The organism is Thalassococcus halodurans, assembly GCF_900108225.1.
GTDB classification, from domain to species: Bacteria; Pseudomonadota; Alphaproteobacteria; order Rhodobacterales; family Rhodobacteraceae; genus Thalassococcus; species Thalassococcus halodurans.
The window spans coordinates 629,349-647,420 of the sequence record NZ_FNUZ01000001.1; the positions used below are offsets into that span (position 1 = coordinate 629,349).

17 protein-coding genes are annotated in these 18,072 nt (G+C 60.2%); 2 read left to right on the forward strand and 15 right to left on the reverse strand.

Going from position 1 to position 18,072, the window contains the following annotated elements; translation table 11 throughout:
• The first annotated feature begins 155 nt into the window (after positions 1-155).
• Complete coding sequence (locus C4S59_RS03140; protein WP_103909406.1) at positions 156-665, forward strand: flavin reductase family protein; 510 nt, start codon at positions 156-158, stop codon at positions 663-665.
• Positions 666-668: 3 nt separating this feature from the next.
• Here the strand turns inward: C4S59_RS03140 and C4S59_RS03145 are convergent, their stop codons facing one another.
• The 9 genes from C4S59_RS03145 to chvE form a co-directional block, all read right to left on the reverse strand.
• Complete coding sequence (locus tag C4S59_RS03145) at positions 669-1,130, reverse strand: NUDIX hydrolase (RefSeq protein WP_103909407.1); 462 nt, start codon at positions 1,128-1,130, stop codon at positions 669-671.
• Positions 1,131-1,221: 91 nt separating this feature from the next.
• Positions 1,222-1,845 carry a hypothetical protein gene (locus tag C4S59_RS03150; RefSeq protein WP_103908999.1) on the reverse strand — a complete coding sequence of 208 codons (624 nt, stop codon included), beginning with the start codon at positions 1,843-1,845 and terminating at the stop codon, positions 1,222-1,224.
• A gap of 24 nt (positions 1,846-1,869) precedes the next feature.
• Positions 1,870-3,372 (reverse strand): aldehyde dehydrogenase (NADP(+)), encoded by a 1,503-nt coding sequence (locus tag C4S59_RS03155; RefSeq protein WP_103909000.1) that lies wholly within the window; start codon positions 3,370-3,372, stop codon positions 1,870-1,872.
• A 12-nt stretch (positions 3,373-3,384) separates the two neighbouring features.
• The gene (locus tag C4S59_RS03160) at positions 3,385-4,302 is read right to left on the reverse strand and encodes a dihydrodipicolinate synthase family protein (RefSeq protein ID WP_103909408.1); all 918 of its coding nucleotides are present in this window, start codon (positions 4,300-4,302) and stop codon (positions 3,385-3,387) included.
• Positions 4,303-4,314: 12 nt separating this feature from the next.
• Positions 4,315-5,241: a Gfo/Idh/MocA family protein gene (locus tag C4S59_RS03165; RefSeq protein WP_103909409.1), complete on the reverse strand. Its 927-nt coding sequence runs from the start codon at positions 5,239-5,241 to the stop codon at positions 4,315-4,317.
• Positions 5,241-6,983, reverse strand: coding sequence for an L-arabinonate dehydratase (gene araD / locus C4S59_RS03170; protein ID WP_103909001.1), 1,743 nt, complete (start codon positions 6,981-6,983; stop codon positions 5,241-5,243). Before araD ends, C4S59_RS03165 begins: the two co-directional genes overlap by 1 nt.
• A gap of 1 nt (position 6,984) precedes the next feature.
• Positions 6,985-8,220 (reverse strand): multiple monosaccharide ABC transporter permease, encoded by a 1,236-nt coding sequence (gene mmsB / locus C4S59_RS03175; protein WP_103909002.1) that lies wholly within the window; start codon positions 8,218-8,220, stop codon positions 6,985-6,987.
• A 14-nt stretch (positions 8,221-8,234) separates the two neighbouring features.
• Complete coding sequence (gene mmsA / locus C4S59_RS03180; protein ID WP_103909003.1) at positions 8,235-9,755, reverse strand: multiple monosaccharide ABC transporter ATP-binding protein; 1,521 nt, start codon at positions 9,753-9,755, stop codon at positions 8,235-8,237.
• An 81-nt stretch (positions 9,756-9,836) separates the two neighbouring features.
• Positions 9,837-10,883, reverse strand: a complete 1,047-nt coding sequence (chvE, locus tag C4S59_RS03185; protein ID WP_103909004.1) for a multiple monosaccharide ABC transporter substrate-binding protein — start codon at positions 10,881-10,883, stop codon at positions 9,837-9,839.
• Positions 10,884-11,078: 195 nt separating this feature from the next.
• Here chvE and C4S59_RS03190 point away from each other — a divergent pair, with 195 nt between their 5' ends.
• Positions 11,079-11,996: a LysR family transcriptional regulator gene (locus tag C4S59_RS03190; protein ID WP_160006739.1), complete on the forward strand. Its 918-nt coding sequence runs from the start codon at positions 11,079-11,081 to the stop codon at positions 11,994-11,996.
• 5 nt (positions 11,997-12,001) lie between these two features.
• On the opposite strand, the gene C4S59_RS03195 is transcribed toward C4S59_RS03190, so the two are convergent.
• The 6 genes from C4S59_RS03195 to C4S59_RS03220 all read right to left on the reverse strand — a co-directional run bounded on the left by C4S59_RS03195 (position 12,002) and on the right by C4S59_RS03220 (position 17,969).
• Positions 12,002-13,450: an aldehyde dehydrogenase gene (locus C4S59_RS03195; RefSeq protein ID WP_103909006.1), complete on the reverse strand. Its 1,449-nt coding sequence runs from the start codon at positions 13,448-13,450 to the stop codon at positions 12,002-12,004.
• A gap of 22 nt (positions 13,451-13,472) precedes the next feature.
• Complete coding sequence (locus C4S59_RS03200; protein ID WP_103909007.1) at positions 13,473-14,186, reverse strand: ABC transporter ATP-binding protein; 714 nt, start codon at positions 14,184-14,186, stop codon at positions 13,473-13,475.
• Positions 14,179-14,907: an ABC transporter ATP-binding protein gene (locus C4S59_RS03205; protein ID WP_103909008.1), complete on the reverse strand. Its 729-nt coding sequence runs from the start codon at positions 14,905-14,907 to the stop codon at positions 14,179-14,181. Before C4S59_RS03205 ends, C4S59_RS03200 begins: the two co-directional genes overlap by 8 nt.
• Complete coding sequence (locus C4S59_RS03210; protein ID WP_103909009.1) at positions 14,904-15,815, reverse strand: branched-chain amino acid ABC transporter permease; 912 nt, start codon at positions 15,813-15,815, stop codon at positions 14,904-14,906. Before C4S59_RS03210 ends, C4S59_RS03205 begins: the two co-directional genes overlap by 4 nt.
• A 3-nt stretch (positions 15,816-15,818) precedes the next feature.
• The gene (locus C4S59_RS03215; RefSeq protein WP_103909010.1) at positions 15,819-16,682 is read right to left on the reverse strand and encodes a branched-chain amino acid ABC transporter permease; all 864 of its coding nucleotides are present in this window, start codon (positions 16,680-16,682) and stop codon (positions 15,819-15,821) included.
• Between the two features lie 69 nt (positions 16,683-16,751).
• Complete coding sequence (locus C4S59_RS03220; protein WP_103909011.1) at positions 16,752-17,969, reverse strand: amino acid ABC transporter substrate-binding protein; 1,218 nt, start codon at positions 17,967-17,969, stop codon at positions 16,752-16,754.
• Between the last annotated feature and the right edge of the window lie 103 nt (positions 17,970-18,072).

Genomic DNA, 18,072 nt, shown 5'->3' on the forward strand with positions numbered 1-18,072 from the left:
ACACTCGAAAGTTAGGTTCTTTGCCGAATGCGCCGCGTTTTCGCATCACCGCGCGAAAAAATCGCCTTGGCGACGGCCATTCGCACCCTAGGTTTCGACAAGTCATTGGCTTTGCCGCGAAACGCAGGTAACCGAGGGCGCGCAACAATATGCAGATGACACGACCGACGATGACCCAAAGTTTTGATCCGTCCGAGGAAGATGGCCGCCTGTTCCGCAATGCTCTCGGGCAGTTTGCGACGGGTGTCACCATTGTGACCTGTGATGCGGGCGACGGACCTTTGGGGATCACCGCAAACAGCTTTTCATCGCTGTCTCTGGATCCACCGCTGGTGCTGTGGTCGCCGGCGAAACAGTCGTCGCGCTATCCGTTCTTCGCAGCAGCCTCGCATTTTGCCATCCATGTGCTTGCGCATAATCAGGCAGACCTGTGCACCGGATTTGCCCGCAACGGCGATGCCTTTGCTCAGGCCGACTGGCTACGGAACGCGGACAACGTTCCTTTGATCAACGGCTGCCTTGCGCGCTTTGAATGCCAAACCGAAGCCTGCCATGACGGTGGCGACCATACCATTATGGTTGGCCGCGTTCAGCGTGTCAGCATGGGAACCGGCGCGCCGTTGATGTTCCATGCGGGGCGCTACGGGCAGTTCAGCGCGGACTAAACGTCAGGAGGCGTTCAAAAGCTTGCGGATAACGGGCTGTTTCTTGGGCTTATCCCGCAAGGACAGCAACAATTCTGCCAGTTCCGGTTCATGCACGCGCTTGGCCGCTGCTTTCAGGCTGAACCAGCGGCGTTTACGTTGGTGACGCTCTTTCCAGTTCCGCTTCAGCTTATCCACGATCATCGGGTACACACGCACCACACAAGGCAGCGCGGTCTGATCCTTCAGGATTTTATCATAGCGGTAGGTGCCGATCATCTCCTTCGAGATACAGCCCACGGCGCCTGCTTCTTCCAGCGCTTCGATCTCGGCGGCGGACCACGGCTTTTCATCGCTCATTTCCCAGCCTTTGGGCATGACCCAACGCCCCGTATCGCGTGATGTGACCATCAACACCTTTAGGGTACCGGAATCGTCCCAACGAAGGGGAAGGGCTGCGATTTGCATGCCGATTGTGCGTGCCATCTGACGAACTTTTTTGATTATGATTTTGTGCCTGTGATCCCGTTTATATGCCAAATCAAGCATAATTTCCATGCCCAGTGACAAAATGTGCCTATTCCGGCCGCATCTGCACCTTTAGCAGGCCCGCCTGGATCGCGTCAAAAACGGGCCGTGGGGTCAGGACAGACACCACGTCAGCAGGGTTGCATCCGTCACTGACATAGCCGTCGTCTGTCCACATCTTCACGATGCCATCGTGTCGGACCAATGCACGGCCCGTGGCGTCAGTGAAAAAGACGTTGTCTGGTACATCCGCAAAGCGTGCGTCAAAGGTGTTCTGCCGCCCGTTCACGTCACGCCGAAACCTGTGCAGCAGCGCGTCAATCTCGCCCGCTTTGGGGTTGGGACCAAGTTCGGGGCAGACCTGTATCATGGACTGTTTGAACGCCAGATAGTCGGCCCGCCTGCATTCCGCGCAGGGGCGATGACCGGCGGCATAGGCCGTGGCTTCGTCCAGAAAAAACAACTCGGTGTAGGACCGCGGCGCCATGATCTGGCGCTGGCGGTTTTTGAACTGCAAAACGCAAGTGATCCACGCTTTGTGCGTCCAACGGCGGCGGCCAAGCTGGCCGTGATCATCGTGCAGGATACCGCGATTGCCCATGAACGCGCCGCGCTGCGGGATCGCAACGATATCGCCAAAGGGCGTGACGCGGTTTTGTCTAGGCTGGCACATAGCGGCCAGCCTAGACGGGTTTCATCAAGGCACCAAGGCGTCTGGCAGGTTCTGATAGCACACGGGCCGCAGGAACCGGCGGATGGCCAATGTGCCAACCGACGTCGCACCGAAATTGGTCGATGCGGGATATGGCCCACCGTGAACCATCGCATCCGCCACCTCGACCCCCGTGGGGAAGCCGTTCGCCAACACGCGCCCAGCCTTACGCTCCAGCACCGGCATCAGGCATCCGGCCAGATCCATGTCAGCGTCATCCATCTGAAGCGTCGCTGTCAGTTGGCCCTTAAGCGCACGCGCCACTTGGGCCATTTCGTCGATGTCCTTGACCCGCACGACCATGCCCAGCGGGCCGAAAACCTCTTCATCCAGATCGGGGTTCTCCAGCCATGTCTCGCCCGTTGTTTCCAACAGCGCAGGCGTGCCTTGTCGCGCGTCCGCGTCTGACGACAAATGCGTGGTCACCCCCGCCGCCGCCATCATATGATCGCGTCCCGCACAGAAGGCCGTTGCCATGCCTTCCGTCAGCATGACCTGCGGCCCCACATCGCCCAAGGCTCCTTTGGCCGTCGCGACAAAGATGTCCGCATCCGCGCCATCCACCATCACGACCACACCGGGGTTGGTGCAGAACTGCCCTGCCCCCATGGTCAACGATGCCGCCCAACCTTCGGCCATTGCCTGACCGCGCGCGGCCAAGGCGTTGGGCAAGGCAAAGATCGGGTTGATCGAACCAAGCTCACCAAAGAACGGGATCGGCACAGGACGCGCGGCGCAGAGATCAAACAGAATGCGCCCGACCTTCAGCGATCCGGTAAAGCCCACCGCCTGGATCAACGGATGCTGCACCAGCGCCGTGCCGACATCGGCCCCGACACCATGCACACAGCTGAACACGCCCGGATGCTGGCCGGTTTTCTGGATCGCGGCATGGATTGCCTCGACGATAATTTCCGTGGTGCCCGGGTGCGCAGGATGGCCTTTGACCACCACTGGGCAGCCAGCCGCAAGCGCCGCCGCAGTGTCACCCCCAGCCGTGGAAAAGGCCAAGGGAAAGTTCGATGCGCCGAACACAGCCACAGGGCCAATCGGGCGCTGCACCATTTTCAGATCGGGGCGCGGCAATGGCTGACGATCGGGCAGCGCCACGTCATGGCGGCGATCCAGATAGTCACCCTTCAGGATGTGATCGGCAAACAGGCGAAGCTGACCGGTGGTGCGGCCCCGTTCCCCCTGCAAGCGCCCCTCGGGCAGGCCCGTCTCAGCGCATCCGATTTCGGTGATCTGCTCGGCCCGTGCTTCGATTTCATCCGCGATGGCGTTTAGAAAATTCGCCCGTTCTTGCGCGGTGGTCGCACCATAGCTCCAGAACGCGTCTTCGGCGGCCTGACAGGCCTGATCGACCAGCGCAGGTTTGCCGTCAAAGAACGTGAACCCGTCGCCCGTGACAGGCGTCGATGTAAATGTGGCCTCGCCGGCAACCCAGTTGCCCGCGATCAGATGTTTGCCATGGGGTGTGAATGTCATGTGACGCTCTCCTTATTTTCCCCATTTCAGGGCAATCAGATCCATATCACCGGCCAGTTGCAGCAGACGTGCGCGCGTCCGGTCGGACATGGGTTTCAACGGATGGCGCACGTAGTCGGACCCGATCACGCCGCCTTCTTTCATCACCACCTTGCAGGCCCGCAGCCCGCACTGGCGGTTTTCGTGGTTAATCAGCGGCAGGCAGCGCGTCCAATGGGCAAGCGCGGCCTCTTTGTCCCCCGCCAGATAGCTGCGAATGATCTGGCCGATGTGTTCGCATTGCAGGCCCGAGGTCATGGTGCCGGTACAGCCCGCATCCAGATCGGCCAGCAGGGTCGCGGCCTCTTCCCCGTCAAACGGGCCTTCGATGGCGTCGCCGCCGGCCTCGATCAGCGCGGCAAGTTTGTCGGCAGCAAAGGGCATCTCCATTTTGAAGTACCGCACTTGCTCAAGCTCTTTCGCCATGCGCGTCAGCAAGGGCACCGACAACTGGCAACCGGACAGCGGCGCGTCCTGCACCATGATCGGGATGTCGATGGCATCGGATACCGCTTGGAAATGTTCGTAGATTCCCGCCTCGGCCGGAACCAGACCCACGCCGTGATAGGGCGGCATCATCATCACCATCGATGCCCCTAGCGCCTGCGCCTGTTTTGCACGTTCGACCACGATGCCTGTGTAGAAATGGCTGATGGTGACGATCACAGGAACACGGCCCGCGACATGTTCCAGACTGATCCGCATCAGCAAAGCGCGTTCTTCGTCGGACAGCACGAACTGTTCGGAATAATTCGCAAGGATACAGATCGCATCAACGCCCTGATCGATGATGCAATCAAGAACACGGCGCATACCGTCCTGATCCACAGTGCCATCGTCATGAAACGGCGTCGGCGCGACGGGAAGAATGCCTGTCAGGGGGGAAGTGATCATGTCTTGGTCCTAGTCGTAAAATGGGTCGACGATTTTGCGGTGGCCCAGAAGGAAAGCATCGGCCACATGGCGCATCGGTTCGAAATCGGTGTCGCAGGCGCCGGTCGCCAACAGTTCAGCCATACGGGCGTACAGGCGCGGGTATTCACCGGACAGCGCCGCAGCACTGGCGCTGTGTTCCTGCCCGTCAATGAACATCCTGCCGCCGCCTTCGTCCAGCAACAAGGCGCCCGCGTCGGTCACGGCCTCGATCTGCCAAATCTGGTCGTCTTCCTGACGCCAGTCGAAATCGGCACTGACCTTGGCCCCATGCGGATGCACAAAGTCCAGCGCGGCGGCGATCGGGCCTTGTTTGTTTTCCGGCACTTCAAGCGTTGCGTTCTTCAGGTGCAGCTTATCCGGCAGGATTTCCGTCAGGATCGACAGCGCGTTGATACCAGGATCAAAAACACCCAGACCACCCGGTTCCCAGATCCAGTCCTGACCGGGGTGCCAGCGGCGCACATCTTCTTTCCACGTCACCTGAAGGCGTTTCAGCGATTTGTCTGCCAGCCACTCTTTGGCCGCGGGCACCATCGCCGCCGCGCGGGAATGCCATGTTGCGTAGAGCGTCAGGCGCTGCGATTGCGCCAGTTCAGCCAGCTTTTCGCATTCCGACAGCGTCGCGCCGGGTGGCTTTTCCAGCATGACATGACGACCCGCGCGCAACGCGGCCTCGGCATAGTCAAAACGCGGCACTGGTGGCAGGCAGAGCGAGATGACGCGGATATCGGGGCGCGCCTTCAGGAAGGCATCGAAATCCGCGTGGCTTTCCACGCCCTTCACTTTGCCACTGCGCGACACGGTGGCGGCAAGGTTCCAGGCGTCTGACGATTTCAGGGCGGGCACGTGCTGGTCCAGCGCGATTTTCCCGATCCCGACAAGGGCGATATCGATCAATGGCTGTCCTTTCCTACGGCGTTTCCGCGGCATCCTTTGAGGAACGTCAGATCGGCACCGGTATCGGCCCCTTCCACATGTTCCTGATGCAGCCATGCGTAACCGGATGTCGCCCGTTCATGGTGCGGCGCCCAATCGGCCAGACGTGCGGCCAGTTCGGCATCGGGGATATCCAGATGCAGACGGCGGGCTGGTACGTCGACCTCAATCATGTCGCCAGTTTTCACCACGGCCAGCGGGCCACCGGCGGCAGCTTCGGGCGCGGTGTGCAGGATCACGGTGCCATAGGCAGTGCCCGACATCCGCGCATCCGAAATACGGATCATGTCCGTCACGCCCTTTTTCAGAACCTTCGGCGGCAGGCCCATGTTTCCGACCTCGGCCATGCCGGGATACCCCTTGGGCCCGCAGTTCTTCAGCACCAGAATGCTGTTTTCATCCACGTCCAAAGCGTCGTCATTGATCCGCGCCTTGTAGTCGTCGATATCTTCGAAAACGACCGCAGGGCCGCGATGCACCAGCAGGTGTTCAGACGCGGCAGACGGTTTCAGGATCGATCCCTTCGGCGCAAGATTGCCTTTGAGCACCGCAATGCCACCCTGCGCGGTCAGCGCGCGTTCAACAGGCCGGATGACGTCTTCGTTCCAGTTCTTGGCCTCCTTGACCTCATCCCAGATGGCGCCACCCGATACGGTTAGAGCATCTTTGTGGAGCAATCCGTCTTGACCCAACTGGCGCAGGACCACGGGCAGGCCACCGGCATAAAAGAACTCTTCCATCAGGTATTCGCCAGAGGGCTGAAGGTTCACAATCGTTGGCACATCGCGCCCGCAGCGGTCCCAATCATCCAAAGTGAAATCCACCTCGATCCGGCCCGCAATGGCCAGAAGGTGCACCACCGCGTTGGTCGATCCACCAATCGCGCCATTGACGCGCACGGCGTTTTCGAAGGCTTCTTTCGTCAGAATATCGGATGGCTTCAGATCGTCCTTCACCATCTGCACAATCCGCCGCCCCGACATCTGTGCCATCACACGGCGGCGGCTGTCGACCGCAGGGATCGCGGCATTGCCGGACAGCGCCATGCCCAACGCCTCGGTCATCGACGCCATCGACGATGCGGTGCCCATGGTGTTGCAGGTGCCTGTGGAACGGGTGACGGCGGCCTCGGCCTCAAGGAAATCTTCCTGCGTCATCTCGCCTGCCTTCACGGCCTCGGAGAACCGCCAAAGATGCGTGCCCGCACCAACGCGTTCGCCTTGGAACCAGCCGTTCAGCATCGGGCCGCCAGTGACCACGATCGACGGCAGATCGACGGACGCAGCCGCCATCAACAAGCTTGGCGTGGTCTTGTCACAACCTACCATCAGCACGCAGCCGTCCATAGGTTGTCCGCGGATCTGTTCCTCAATGCTCATTGCGGCCAGATTGCGGAACATCATCGCCGTGGGGCGGAAGGTGTTTTCGCTGGCGGAAAACACCGGCACCTCGACGGGAAAGCCGCCGGCCTCCCAGATGCCTGCTTTCACCTTTTCGGCCAGTTCATTCAGGTGACCGTTGCAAGGCGTCAGTTCGGACCATGTGTTCAGGATGCCGATGATCGGGCGACCGTCGAACAGGTCTTCGGGGTAGCCCTGGTTCCGCATCCATCCACGGTGATAGATGCTGTCCCGCGACGTGCCTCCGTACCATTCCTGACTGCGCAGACGACGGGGCCATTTTGCTGGTGTAAATGCCATATTATGCCTGCTTGGATTTGTTGTAGACGTCGAAGATCACAGCGGCCAACAGCACCAGACCCTTGATCATCTGCTGATAGTCGATGCCGATCCCGAGGATGGACATACCGTTGTTCAGAACCCCCATCAGGAAGGCCCCCACAACCGCGCCGACGATCTTGCCGACACCGCCGGACATGGACGCACCACCGATGAACACCGCCGCGATCACGTCGAGTTCCAGCGCAAAGCCCGCCTTGGGCGTGGCCGAGTTCAGACGCGCGGCAAAGACCATGCCCGCAATCGCAGCCAGAACACCCATGTTCACAAAGGCAAGGAACGTCAGACGTTCGGTTTTCACACCCGAGAGCTTGGCCGCCTTCACGTTGCCACCCAGCGCATAGATGCGGCGGCCTGTGACGGTGCGTTCGGTGAAGAACGCATAGAGGATCGTCAGAACACCCATGGTCAGCAGAACATTCGGCAGGCCACGGAAGGTCGACAGTTTGAACAGGATAAAGACCAGCGCAAAGGCGATGATGCCGACACGCGCCCAGAAGAAGGCTTTGGGTTCGGTTTCCATCCCGTAGGCGCGGTTCTGCGCGCGCTTTTTCATCTCAAGGTACAAGATCAGGCAGGCGGCGATGATGCCGGATGCAAGCGCCAGCATATTCACGCGGCGTTCTCCCAGGAAACCGGCGATGGTTTCGCCCAGCCCAGCAGGGAAGATATCGGGCACAAAGCCGTTGGCAATCATCTGGAATTCACGCGGGAACGGGCCCAAAGACTGGCCTTCCAACAACCACAGCGACGCGCCGCGAAACACCAGCATCCCCGCCAAGGTCACGATGAAAGACGGAATCCCCCAATAAGCGACCCAATATCCTTGCGCCGCGCCGATCAAGCCACCGGCGATGATACAGACGATCATCGTCACGCCGGTGGATTGTTCGAATTGCACGATCATCACAGCCGCCAAAGCGCCGACAAACCCCATGACCGATCCGACAGACAGGTCGATATGTCCCGCCACAATGACGATCAGCATGCCCAACGCCATGATGACGATATAGCTGTTCTGCAGCAGCAGGTTCGTCACGTTTACAGGCTTTAAAAGGGTGCCGTTGGTCACGATCTGGAAAAACGCCATGATCGCGATCAGCGCGAACAACAGCCCGTATTCCCGAAGGTGACGCACCAGATAGGCACCGATCCCCGACGCCTCTGATCCTTGTGCTTTGCTATCCGCAAGTTCCATCCCCGATCCCTTCCCTAGTCCGTTACGATCAGCGACATGATGGCTTCCTGACTGGCCTCTTCGGCTGTCAGTTCGCCCACGAATGCGCCTTCGTTCATCACGTAAATTCTGTCACACATGCCCAAGAGCTCGGGCATCTCGGACGAAATCATCAGCACGCCTTTGCCCTGCGCGGACAGTTCGTTGATGATCCCGTAAATTTCAAATTTCGCGCCTACATCGATGCCGCGCGTCGGTTCGTCCAGAAACAGAACCTCGGGCTGGGCAAACAGCCATTTCGACAGCACGACCTTTTGCTGGTTGCCGCCCGACAGGTTCACAACCCGCTGGAACACACCCGGCGTGCGGATGTTCAGCGCTTCACGGTACCGTTCGGCCACGCGGGTTTCTTCGGCCTCATTCAGGATTTGCCCGGTGGCCACACCCTGCAAATTGGCAAGCGAGATATTGCGCTGGATCGTTTCATCCAGCAGCAGGCCCAGCGCCTTGCGGTCCTCGGTCACATAGGCCAGCCCCGCATCGATCGCGCGGCTGACGGTGCCGGTGTCTACCGGCGTGCCGTTCATTTCGACCTGACCGGAAATCTTCTGCCCGTAGGATTTGCCAAACAGGCTCATGGCCAGTTCGGTGCGCCCCGCGCCCATCAGGCCTGCCACGCCCACAACCTCGCCCGCGCGGACGGTCAGGTTCACGTCGCGGATCACCTGTCGGTCGGCATGCAGCGGGTGGAATACGTTCCAGTCCTTCACCTGCATCAACACATCGCCCGCCCGACGTTCGCGCGTCGGATAGCGCTGCGCCATGTCGCGGCCCACCATGTGGCGGACGATCCGGTCTTCGGTGATTTCGTCCTGACCGGCGATCATATCCGATACAGTCGCACCATCCCGGATCACGGTGATCTTGTCGGCCACACGGCGCACTTCGTTCAGCTTGTGACTGATGATGATCTGCGTGACGCCCTGCGCCTTCAGTTCCAGCATCAGGTCCAAAAGCGCCTGACTGTCGGATTCCGACAGGGCCGCTGTGGGTTCGTCCAAGATCAACAGACGCACTTCTTTCGACAACGCCTTGGCGATTTCGACCAATTGCTGTTTGCCGACGCCCAGTTTGTCGATCAGCGTACCCGGGGCTTCGCTAAGCCCTACCTTCTTTAGCAACTCCATCGTCCGGCGGTCGGTTTCGCGCCAGTTGATGACGCCGCCCTTGGCACGTTCGTTGCCCAGAAAGATGTTCTCGGCAATCGACAGCAGGGGCACCAGCGCCAGTTCCTGATGGATAATGATGATGCCGCGCTCTTCGCTATCGGCGATGCCCGCGAATTGGGCCTGCGCGCCATCGTAATGGATTTCGCCGTCATAACTGCCTGCGGGATAAACCCCTGACAGGACCTTCATCAACGTCGATTTGCCTGCGCCATTTTCCCCGACAAGGGCAAGGATTTGTCCCTGTTCTACGGTCAGATCCACCTGATCCAGGGCTTTGACACCCGGGAATTCCTTGGTGATCCCGCGCATTTCCAGCAGCGCAGCCATAGTGCTGTCCTTCCTTCAATCACCCCCCAGGGCACGACCGGTGTTGGGGCCGGACGCACCATGGGGAGAAACCTGTTTTGGTTACTTCAGCTGGTCAGCGGTGTAGTAACCGGAACCGAGGATGACCTCTTCCCAGTTCGACATGTCCACCGACACCGGCTCAAGCAGGTAGGACGGCACGATCTTGACGCCGTTGTTGTACGTCGAGGTGTCGTTGATTTCCGGCTCGCCACCTTTCAGCAGCGCCTCGACCATACCCACAGTCACACGCGCCAGTTCGCGGGTGTCTTTGAAGACGGTCGAATACTGTTCACCCGCCAGCATGGATTTGATCGAACGGACTTCGGCATCCTGCCCGGTGACGATCGGCATTTTCAGATCGCCAGAGCCATAGCCCACGCCCTTGAGGGACGAGATGATGCCAATGGACAGACCGTCATAAGGCGCCAGTACGCCGTGCACTTCGGCATCGGTATAATGGGCAGACAGCAGGTTATCCATGCGTGCCTGTGCAACCGCACCGTCCCAGCGCAGGGTGCCAACAGTGTCCATGCCCATCTGGCCGGATACGATGTTGATCTCACCACTGTCGATCAGCGGCTGAAGCACGGACATCGCGCCATCATAGAAGAAATACGCGTTGTTGTCGTCGGGCGACCCGCCGAACAGCTCGACATTATACGGGCCATCGCCAAAGCGTTCTTTCAGACCATCGACAAGGCTGCTTGCCTGCTGAACGCCCACTTTGAAGTTATCGAATGTCGCGTAGTAGTCGACATATTCGCTGTCACGGATCAGGCGGTCATAAGCGATGGTTTTGATGCCTGCGAAATGCGCGTTTTCCAACGCGTTGGACAGCGTTGTGCCGTCAATCGCCGCGATGACCAGAACGTCGACCCCATTGGTGATCATGTTTTCGATCTGCGCCAGCTGGTTCGGGATATCATCTTCGGCATACTGCAGGATGGTGTCATAGCCAGCTGCTTCGAACTGTTCGACCATCGAGTTGCCGTCGGAAATCCAGCGCGACGAGGATTGGGTCGGCATCGCGATGCCAACGGTGTCAGCCATAGCCGCAAAGCCTGTCAGAGCCAGAGCCGAGCTGGTGAGCAATAGTTTCAAATTCATTTGGTTTCTCCTCCCAAGTCCATGACCACGCCTTGTCCGCATCGCTGGTCCCTCGCTCGGGTCGCGGGCGACTCGGCCCACTTCAGCGGTGCTGCGCGTCATGGCGGGCAATTTATGCCTCGCAGTGCATACCTGTAAAATTGACTAATGGGCATTTTGCATACCATAAGTGTTATGCAGATTTCAGGACGCCCCATGCAGAACCTTAACCGCATCAAACCCAAGCATCTCGAACTGATGCTGAAGATCGACGAAACCCAGCAGCTACAGCTGGCGGCACGGGCCGTCGCCATTTCGCAGCCCGCCGCATCCCGCATTCTTGCGGATCTCGAGGCGCAATTGGGCAGTGACCTGTTCATCCGCCACCCCGCGGGGATGGAGCCGACGCCCGCGGGTCGCATCCTGCTGCGGCACGCACGCGTGGTTGTATCGGAACTGGGCACCATGTGGGATGAGCTGAACCACCTGCGCTCGGGGTCTTTGGGCGACGTGCGTGTGGGCGCGGTTACCGGCCCCGCTGTCGGGTGCCTGATGCCCGCCATACAAAGCATCCAACAGGACTATCCCGATCTGCGCATCTCGGTGGACGTCGCCCCCTCCGCCACGCTGTTCCGCAAATTGGAAGAGGCGCACTATGATTTCATCATGGGCCGCACCACCCCCGGCTACAAACGGACCGAGTTCCGCTTTCATCCCGGACGCACCGAAATCGTGTCGCTGATGGTGCACAAATCCCATCCCCTTGCCGGACAGGACCCCGTCGATCTGGCCGAACTGGCGGCCTATCCGTGGGTGATCCAGGAAGAGGGCTTTCCCATCCGCGAAGCGATCGAGAACGCCTTTCACAACAAGGGCGTTTCCGGCCCCAGCCGTGTGTTGAACACCTCGTCCCTGATCATCGCCCTGTCGCAAGTCGCCGAAGGGCAGGCCATTTCGCCCCAGACGAAAGAGGTGATGACGCTCCTGACCTCGCAGGAGATCGGCGCGAACCTGACCGAGTTGAAGACCAGCGCACCGGTGGTGGTGGCCCCCTACTTCGTCATTCAGGATTCACGCCGAAAACTGTCCCGCGCCGCAGAGCGGGTCCTGCACGAGGTACTGAAACGGATGTAACCGGATCAGATCGGGTAATGGACCGGACCGTCCTGCAATGTGATCCAGCGCAGTTCGGTAAACTCGGCCACGCCCCAGACACCGCCAAAACGGCCATAGCCCGATGCCTTGATGCCACCGAACGGCATTTGCGCTTCGTCGTGCACGGTGGGCGCGTTGACGTGGCAGATGCCGGATTCGATCCGCTTGGCCACAGCCATCGCCCGCATCACATCCTGGCCAAAGACCGCCGCCGACAGCCCGTATTCGCTGCTGTTGGCGATGCCCACGGCTTCGTCCACCGACCCTGCACGAATAACCGAGGTTACGGGGCCAAATGCCTCTTCGGTATAAATGCGCATTTCCGGTGTCACATGATCCAGCGCGACCGCATTCATGATGGTCTGATCGCCACCGCCACCGATCATGACAGCGCCCTTATCGACCGCATCCTTGACCAGATCGCGCACACGGTCCGCCGCGCCTTGGTTCACCAGCGATCCCAAAGGCTCGATCCCGTCGCGGGGATCACCCGCGCGCAAGGATTCCACCTTTTTCGTGTAGGCTTCGACAAACTTGTCGCCAATGTCACCCACTGTGATGATGCGTTCGGTCGACATGCAAATCTGGCCTTGGTTCATGTACCCGCCAAAACCCGCCGCCGCGACGGCCGCGTCGATGTCTGCGTCATCCAGAATGATCATCGGGGCCTTACCGCCCAGTTCCAGCAGCGCAGGCTTCAGGTAGCGACCGCAGAGCTCGCCAATAATCTTGCCCACGCGGGTCGAACCGGTGAAGTTCACACGGCGGATCGCGGGGTTCTTAACCAGCGCCTCAACAATCTGCGGCGCGTCGTTCGGATCATTGGAAATCGCGTTCAGCACACCGGCAGGGAAGCCCGCCTCGGCCACCGCTTCGACCACCAGCGCGTGAACGCGGGGGCACAGTTCGGACGTTTTCATGACAACCGTGTTGCCGCAGGCCAAAGGTGTAGCGATGGACCGCACCCCTAGGATCACCGGCGCGTTCCACGGCGCCATCGCCAGCACAACGCCCGCAGGCTGACGGATCGCCATTGCCAGTGAACCCGGACGGTTCGACGGGATGATCTCGCCCTTGATCTGGGTGGTCATTGCAGCCGCCTCGACCAGCATGTCGGATGCCAGTTTGACGTTGAAACCGGCCCAAGCCTCGGTCGCCCCAAGTTCCTCTTTCATCGCGGCGATAATGTCGCCTGCGCGGGCCTTCAGGTTTTCCGCCGCTGCCAGCAACTTCTCGCGCCGCACACCGGGCGAGGTCGTGGACCATTCGGGAAAGGCCTGCGCCGCTGCATCCACTGCGCGGTCCACATCGCTCAGGCTGGCCGCCGCCGCGTGGGTCACAACATCCCCTGTAATCGGGTTCGACCGCGTGAACTGTTTTCCGGTCTCGGACGGGACGAATTCACCATAAATATAAAGGTTCAGATCAGTCATTTTACCCAGTTCTTTCGTTGGATTAGGAAACAGCCCCGCCCAAAAAGGCGCGGACAACTTGTGGGTCGTTTTTCAGGTCTTCGGCCTTGCCGGACCCGATGATGCGACCGGATTCGATCAGATAGGCGCGATCCGCCAAGGCCAGCGTCGCGCGCGCGTTTTGTTCGACGATCACAATCGTCAGGCCCTTGTCGCGGATGCCTTTCAGGGCGGCGAAGACCTCTTGCACCACAATCGGGGCCAGCCCGAGTGATGGCTCGTCCAACAACAACAGATCCGGCGACGACATCAGCGCACGGCCAATGGCAACCATCTGCTGTTCACCGCCTGACATTGTGCCCGCGATCTGGGTACGGCGTTCGGCCAGTTTCGGGAACAGGGCAAAGACCTCTTCCTGCAACTGGTCCACCTTGGCCCGCGCCCGTTTCGGGTTCGCCCCAAGCAATAGGTTTTCCGCCACAGACAGGCCCGGAAAGATGCCGCGCCCTTCAGGAACCAGCGCAATGCCGTTTTCCACCAGTTCATGCGGCGAGCATTTGGTCAGGTCCAGACCGTGATAGTCCATCGTCCCAGACCCGATCCGCACACGACCCCCGATGGCATTCAGAAGCGAAGACTTCCCCGCCCCGTTCGCGCCAAGGATCGCCACCATTTCATGATCGGTCACTTCGATCGACACACCATCCAGCGCGACGTGGCGGCCATAGCTGACGGTCAGATTTCGAACGTTAAGCATCTGCACTGTCCCCCAGATAGGCCGCGATCACGCGCGGGTCGTTCAGGGCCGATTGCGTCGCTTCATCGGCAATCAAACTGCCCGAATTCATGACGACCACACGCGGGCACAGCGCCCGCACCGCCTCCATGATGTGTTCGACCATCAGGATGGTCAGGCCGCTTTGGCTCAGTTCACGGATCAGGGCGATGCCTTGGGCCAGTTCCGTCGGGTTCAGACCTGCCAGCCACTCATCCAGCAACAGAACCTCGGGCTCGGCTGCCAAAGCGCGGGCCAGTTCAAGGCGCTTCTGGTCGATGTAGGTCAGCGACCCGGCATTTGCCGTGGCACGGTTGGCCAGACCTACACGGCTCAGCGCCGTCATAGCCGTATCCTTCGCCGCCTGCCCCCAGTGGGATTTCGCGCCGAAAACCGCCGTGATCATCACATTTTCCATCAGCGACAGCGACGGCAGAATGCGCACCAACTGGAACGTCCGCGCCACCCCCGCGTGGGCGATCTGATCCGCCCGTTTGCCGGCCAGCGACACACCGTTCAGGCGGATGTCACCGGATGTCATGGGCAACGCGCCCGAGATCAGGTTGATCAACGTGGTCTTGCCCGATCCGTTCGGCCCCAAGAGCCCGAGGATTTCACCCTGCTCCAGCGAAAACGACACGCCGTCCACCGCCGTCAAACCGCCGAATTTCTTGGTCGCTTTGTCGATTGTCAGAAGGCTCATGCCGTTTCCTCCTTCTTGCCACGGCGCAGGCCTTCGATCCCGGCTAGCACACCGTTCGGGAAAAGGAAGACCACACCGATGAACAACGCACCAAGGAAGATCGGATAGACATCAGGGAAATGCGCCGACAGGTATTCAAAGGCCAGAAATAGCGGGATCGCGCCCAGTGCAGGCCCCCACAACCGGTTCGCCCCGCCGAACAACGCCATGATCACGGTCAGGAAACTGACGGTCGGATTGAACACAATCGCGGGTTCCACATAGACCCAACGGGGCGATGCGATGGCACCAGCCAGCGTCAGGATCGTGGCAGACAGCACAAAGGCCATCAGCTTCATCCGTGCCAGCGGGATACCGGAATGGGCCGCCACAACCTCATCATCGCCGATCACGCGCAGGGCCAGACCCAGACGGCTGCGATTGATATAGGCGGTCAGGCCAATGGTGATCGCGGCCAAACCCAGCATCTGCCAATAGATGCCACGCGCGGTGATATCGACAAAGATATAGCGCCCCAGCGTGCCGTAGATGTTGATCTCGTACCATGTGATCAGCTGGCGGATCAGTTCGGCCAGACCGAAGGAAAAGATCACAAAGTAAACGCCTGCCAGCCGCAGCGTCGACAGCCCCACAACCAACGCCATGGTCGCCCCCACGCCTGCTGTGATCAACAGGATCATCGGATAGGCCATAACCTCGTTCAGCATGGCGACGACATAGGCGCCAGCCCCGTAAAACGCGACGGTGGCCAGCGAAACATAGTGGGTCGGGCCCGAAAACATTGCCCAGGCCGAGGCCAGCGTGACATAGGTCACCATGCCGATCAAGAGACCCAGCGCATAGTCCGAGGCCACGAAAGGAACTGCCGCCAAAAGCGCCAGAGCAACGGGATAAATCACGTATTTCATGGCTCAGGCCTTTCCGAACAGGCCTTGGGGCCGGAACAGCAAAACCAACAGGAAGATCGCGAATGTCGCCGCCAGCGTCAGACCCGGATCAATGGCGGTCGCCACAAATGTTTCGACCAGCCCCAGCAACAGACCCGCCGCCAGCGCACCGCCCACGTTGCCCACGCCGCCCATGATCACGATCACCAGCGCCTTCATGGTGAACACCACGCCTCCGCTTGCCGAAAACGTCTGGTACATCGCCACGGTCGCCCCCGCTGTCGCGGCCAATGCTGTGCCCAAAGCAAACCCCTGACGGGCAACCTTATTCACATCCAAACCCACCAAAGGCGCGGATGTCGGCGTTTGCGCCACGGCTCGCAGTGCAAGCCCCCATCGTGTTGTCGCCAACGCGATCACAAGCGCACCGCCTACGACCACGCAGATGCCCAAGGCGATCAAGCGGTTCAGCGCGACGGTCACGCCAAAAATCGTCACACCCTTATCCAGATAGGAAATCGATGTGAAATTCGGGCCAAAAACCATCAGCAGCGCGCCCTGGATCAGGAACAACAACCCGAAGGTCGCAAGGATCGAGTCCACATCCAGCTTACCCCCGCTGGACCGCGCCACCAGCGGCTTCATCATCACGGTGTAGAGAAGGCTGCCAACCACATAGCCAACCGGCCCGATCAGCGCGACTGTCAGCAAGGGCGAGATGCCAAAGCCCTGCATCAGCGCCACAAGGATAAAAGCCGCCGCCAGCGTCAGTTCGCCGTAAGCAAGGTTCATGATGCGGGCGATGCCGTATTGCAGCGTCAGCCCCAGCGCCAGCAGCGCATACGTCCCGCCGAGCACAAGCCCGAGGATAAGGATCGTGACAAACATAAAGAAGTTTTCCTTGGAACCATGGACCGCCCGACAGGTCAGGCGGACCACATGTTTCAGTTCAGGTGATTACCATTCCGGCTTGGGAATAACGGGGGCCGCAGCGCCCGCTTTGTCCGCCGGACCGACGCCTACAAAGGCACCGTTCTGCCACTGACCCACAGTCCACAGATCGCGCAGCTGGTTGTCCTCCAGCTTGACCTGACCGATCACCGTATCGAACGTGCCGCTGGACAGATCCGCTGCCAGATCACCATGATCCAGACCGACGCGGCCAATCGCCTGTTCCAGCATCTCAAGCGATGCGAAGGTCACGGCACTGGCCCAGCTGTCCGGCGGGTTGCCGACAAAGGTGGTGTGGGCGTCGAAATAGGCTTTGACGCTGTCGCTGGTGCCATCAACACCACCGATCGCCATCACGCCGTCGGCCTTGCCGTCCGCAATACCCGGATAGATCGGGAACGCGCCACCGACAGAGATGTAAAAGACCTTGGGGTTGAAACCCATCGCCTGCGCGGTTTTGGTCATGCCAAAGCTGCCCGGCGGGTAGGAGAACGCGACAAAGCTGTCTGCGCCCGATGCCTGCGCTTCGGACATGATCGCGGCAAAATCGGATGTGCCCAGCGGATAGCTTTCGTCATAGACCAGTTCGAAACCGGCCTCTTCGAATGCAGGGCGCGCGCCCTTGATCAGGTCGATGCCGAAACCGTCGGCAACGGACACCGCCGCGATCTTGTTGTTAATCGTGCCTGCGTCACGGGCCTGTGCCAGAACATCGACCAGACCGGTCGCATAGTCATGACCACCGCCCAGCATCCAGAAGCTACGGTCCCAACGGGCTGCGAATTCTGGTGCCTTGTCTGTCACCGCCGTCACCGCCAGTTGCGGATAGCCGAAGCGCGCCATCAGCGGTGCAATCGCAAGGTTCGCGCCCGTGCCCCACGGCGGCAGGATCAGGTCGACCTTGTCCTGCGATGCCAGACGTTCGATCGCGCGCACCAGATCTTCGTTCGACGACCGGTCGTCATATTCGACCACTTCGATCATCTTGCGCGACCCGTCGGGCATTTCGATGCCGCCTTCGCCGTTCACCTGATCCACCCAAAGGCGGTAGTTCGGCACGGTCGAAATCCCCGCACCCGTCGCGTTCGGGCCGGTCAGGGCCACCGCATAGCCGATGGTGATTGTGTCGTCTGCCGCAGTCGCGTGACCCGCAGTCATGAAGGACGCCGCCGCCACCGCGAACGCCGTCGTGCACGCCTTGGCGTGTTTGAATAGATTAACCATGTCTCCTCCCAAGAGCCTTATTGGACCCGCCCCCACACTTCGGGCGCAGACCATTCAGCAGGCGAGCTGATCCTCGCCGTGGAAAAGCTTAGGCGAAGGGATT

Excerpts from the sequence above, each read along its gene's own strand:
- C4S59_RS03140 (WP_103909406.1), top strand. The coding sequence starts at position 156 with ATGACACGACCGACGATGACCCAAAGTTTTGATCCGTCCGAGGAAGAT.
- C4S59_RS03145 (WP_103909407.1), bottom strand. The coding sequence starts at position 1,130 with ATGGCACGCACAATCGGCATGCAAATCGCAGCCCTTCCCCTTCGTTGG.
- C4S59_RS03150 (WP_103908999.1), bottom strand. The coding sequence starts at position 1,845 with ATGTGCCAGCCTAGACAAAACCGCGTCACGCCCTTTGGCGATATCGTT.
- C4S59_RS03155 (WP_103909000.1), bottom strand. The coding sequence starts at position 3,372 with ATGACATTCACACCCCATGGCAAACATCTGATCGCGGGCAACTGGGTT.
- araD (WP_103909001.1), bottom strand. The coding sequence starts at position 6,983 with ATGGCATTTACACCAGCAAAATGGCCCCGTCGTCTGCGCAGTCAGGAA.
- mmsB (WP_103909002.1), bottom strand. The coding sequence starts at position 8,220 with ATGGAACTTGCGGATAGCAAAGCACAAGGATCAGAGGCGTCGGGGATC.
- mmsA (WP_103909003.1), bottom strand. The coding sequence starts at position 9,755 with ATGGCTGCGCTGCTGGAAATGCGCGGGATCACCAAGGAATTCCCGGGT.
- chvE (WP_103909004.1), bottom strand. The coding sequence starts at position 10,883 with ATGAATTTGAAACTATTGCTCACCAGCTCGGCTCTGGCTCTGACAGGC.
- C4S59_RS03190 (WP_160006739.1), top strand. The coding sequence starts at position 11,079 with ATGCAGAACCTTAACCGCATCAAACCCAAGCATCTCGAACTGATGCTG.
- C4S59_RS03195 (WP_103909006.1), bottom strand. The coding sequence starts at position 13,450 with ATGACTGATCTGAACCTTTATATTTATGGTGAATTCGTCCCGTCCGAG.
- C4S59_RS03200 (WP_103909007.1), bottom strand. The coding sequence starts at position 14,186 with ATGCTTAACGTTCGAAATCTGACCGTCAGCTATGGCCGCCACGTCGCG.
- C4S59_RS03205 (WP_103909008.1), bottom strand. The coding sequence starts at position 14,907 with ATGAGCCTTCTGACAATCGACAAAGCGACCAAGAAATTCGGCGGTTTG.
- C4S59_RS03210 (WP_103909009.1), bottom strand. The coding sequence starts at position 15,815 with ATGAAATACGTGATTTATCCCGTTGCTCTGGCGCTTTTGGCGGCAGTT.
- C4S59_RS03215 (WP_103909010.1), bottom strand. The coding sequence starts at position 16,682 with ATGTTTGTCACGATCCTTATCCTCGGGCTTGTGCTCGGCGGGACGTAT.
- C4S59_RS03220 (WP_103909011.1), bottom strand. The coding sequence starts at position 17,969 with ATGGTTAATCTATTCAAACACGCCAAGGCGTGCACGACGGCGTTCGCG.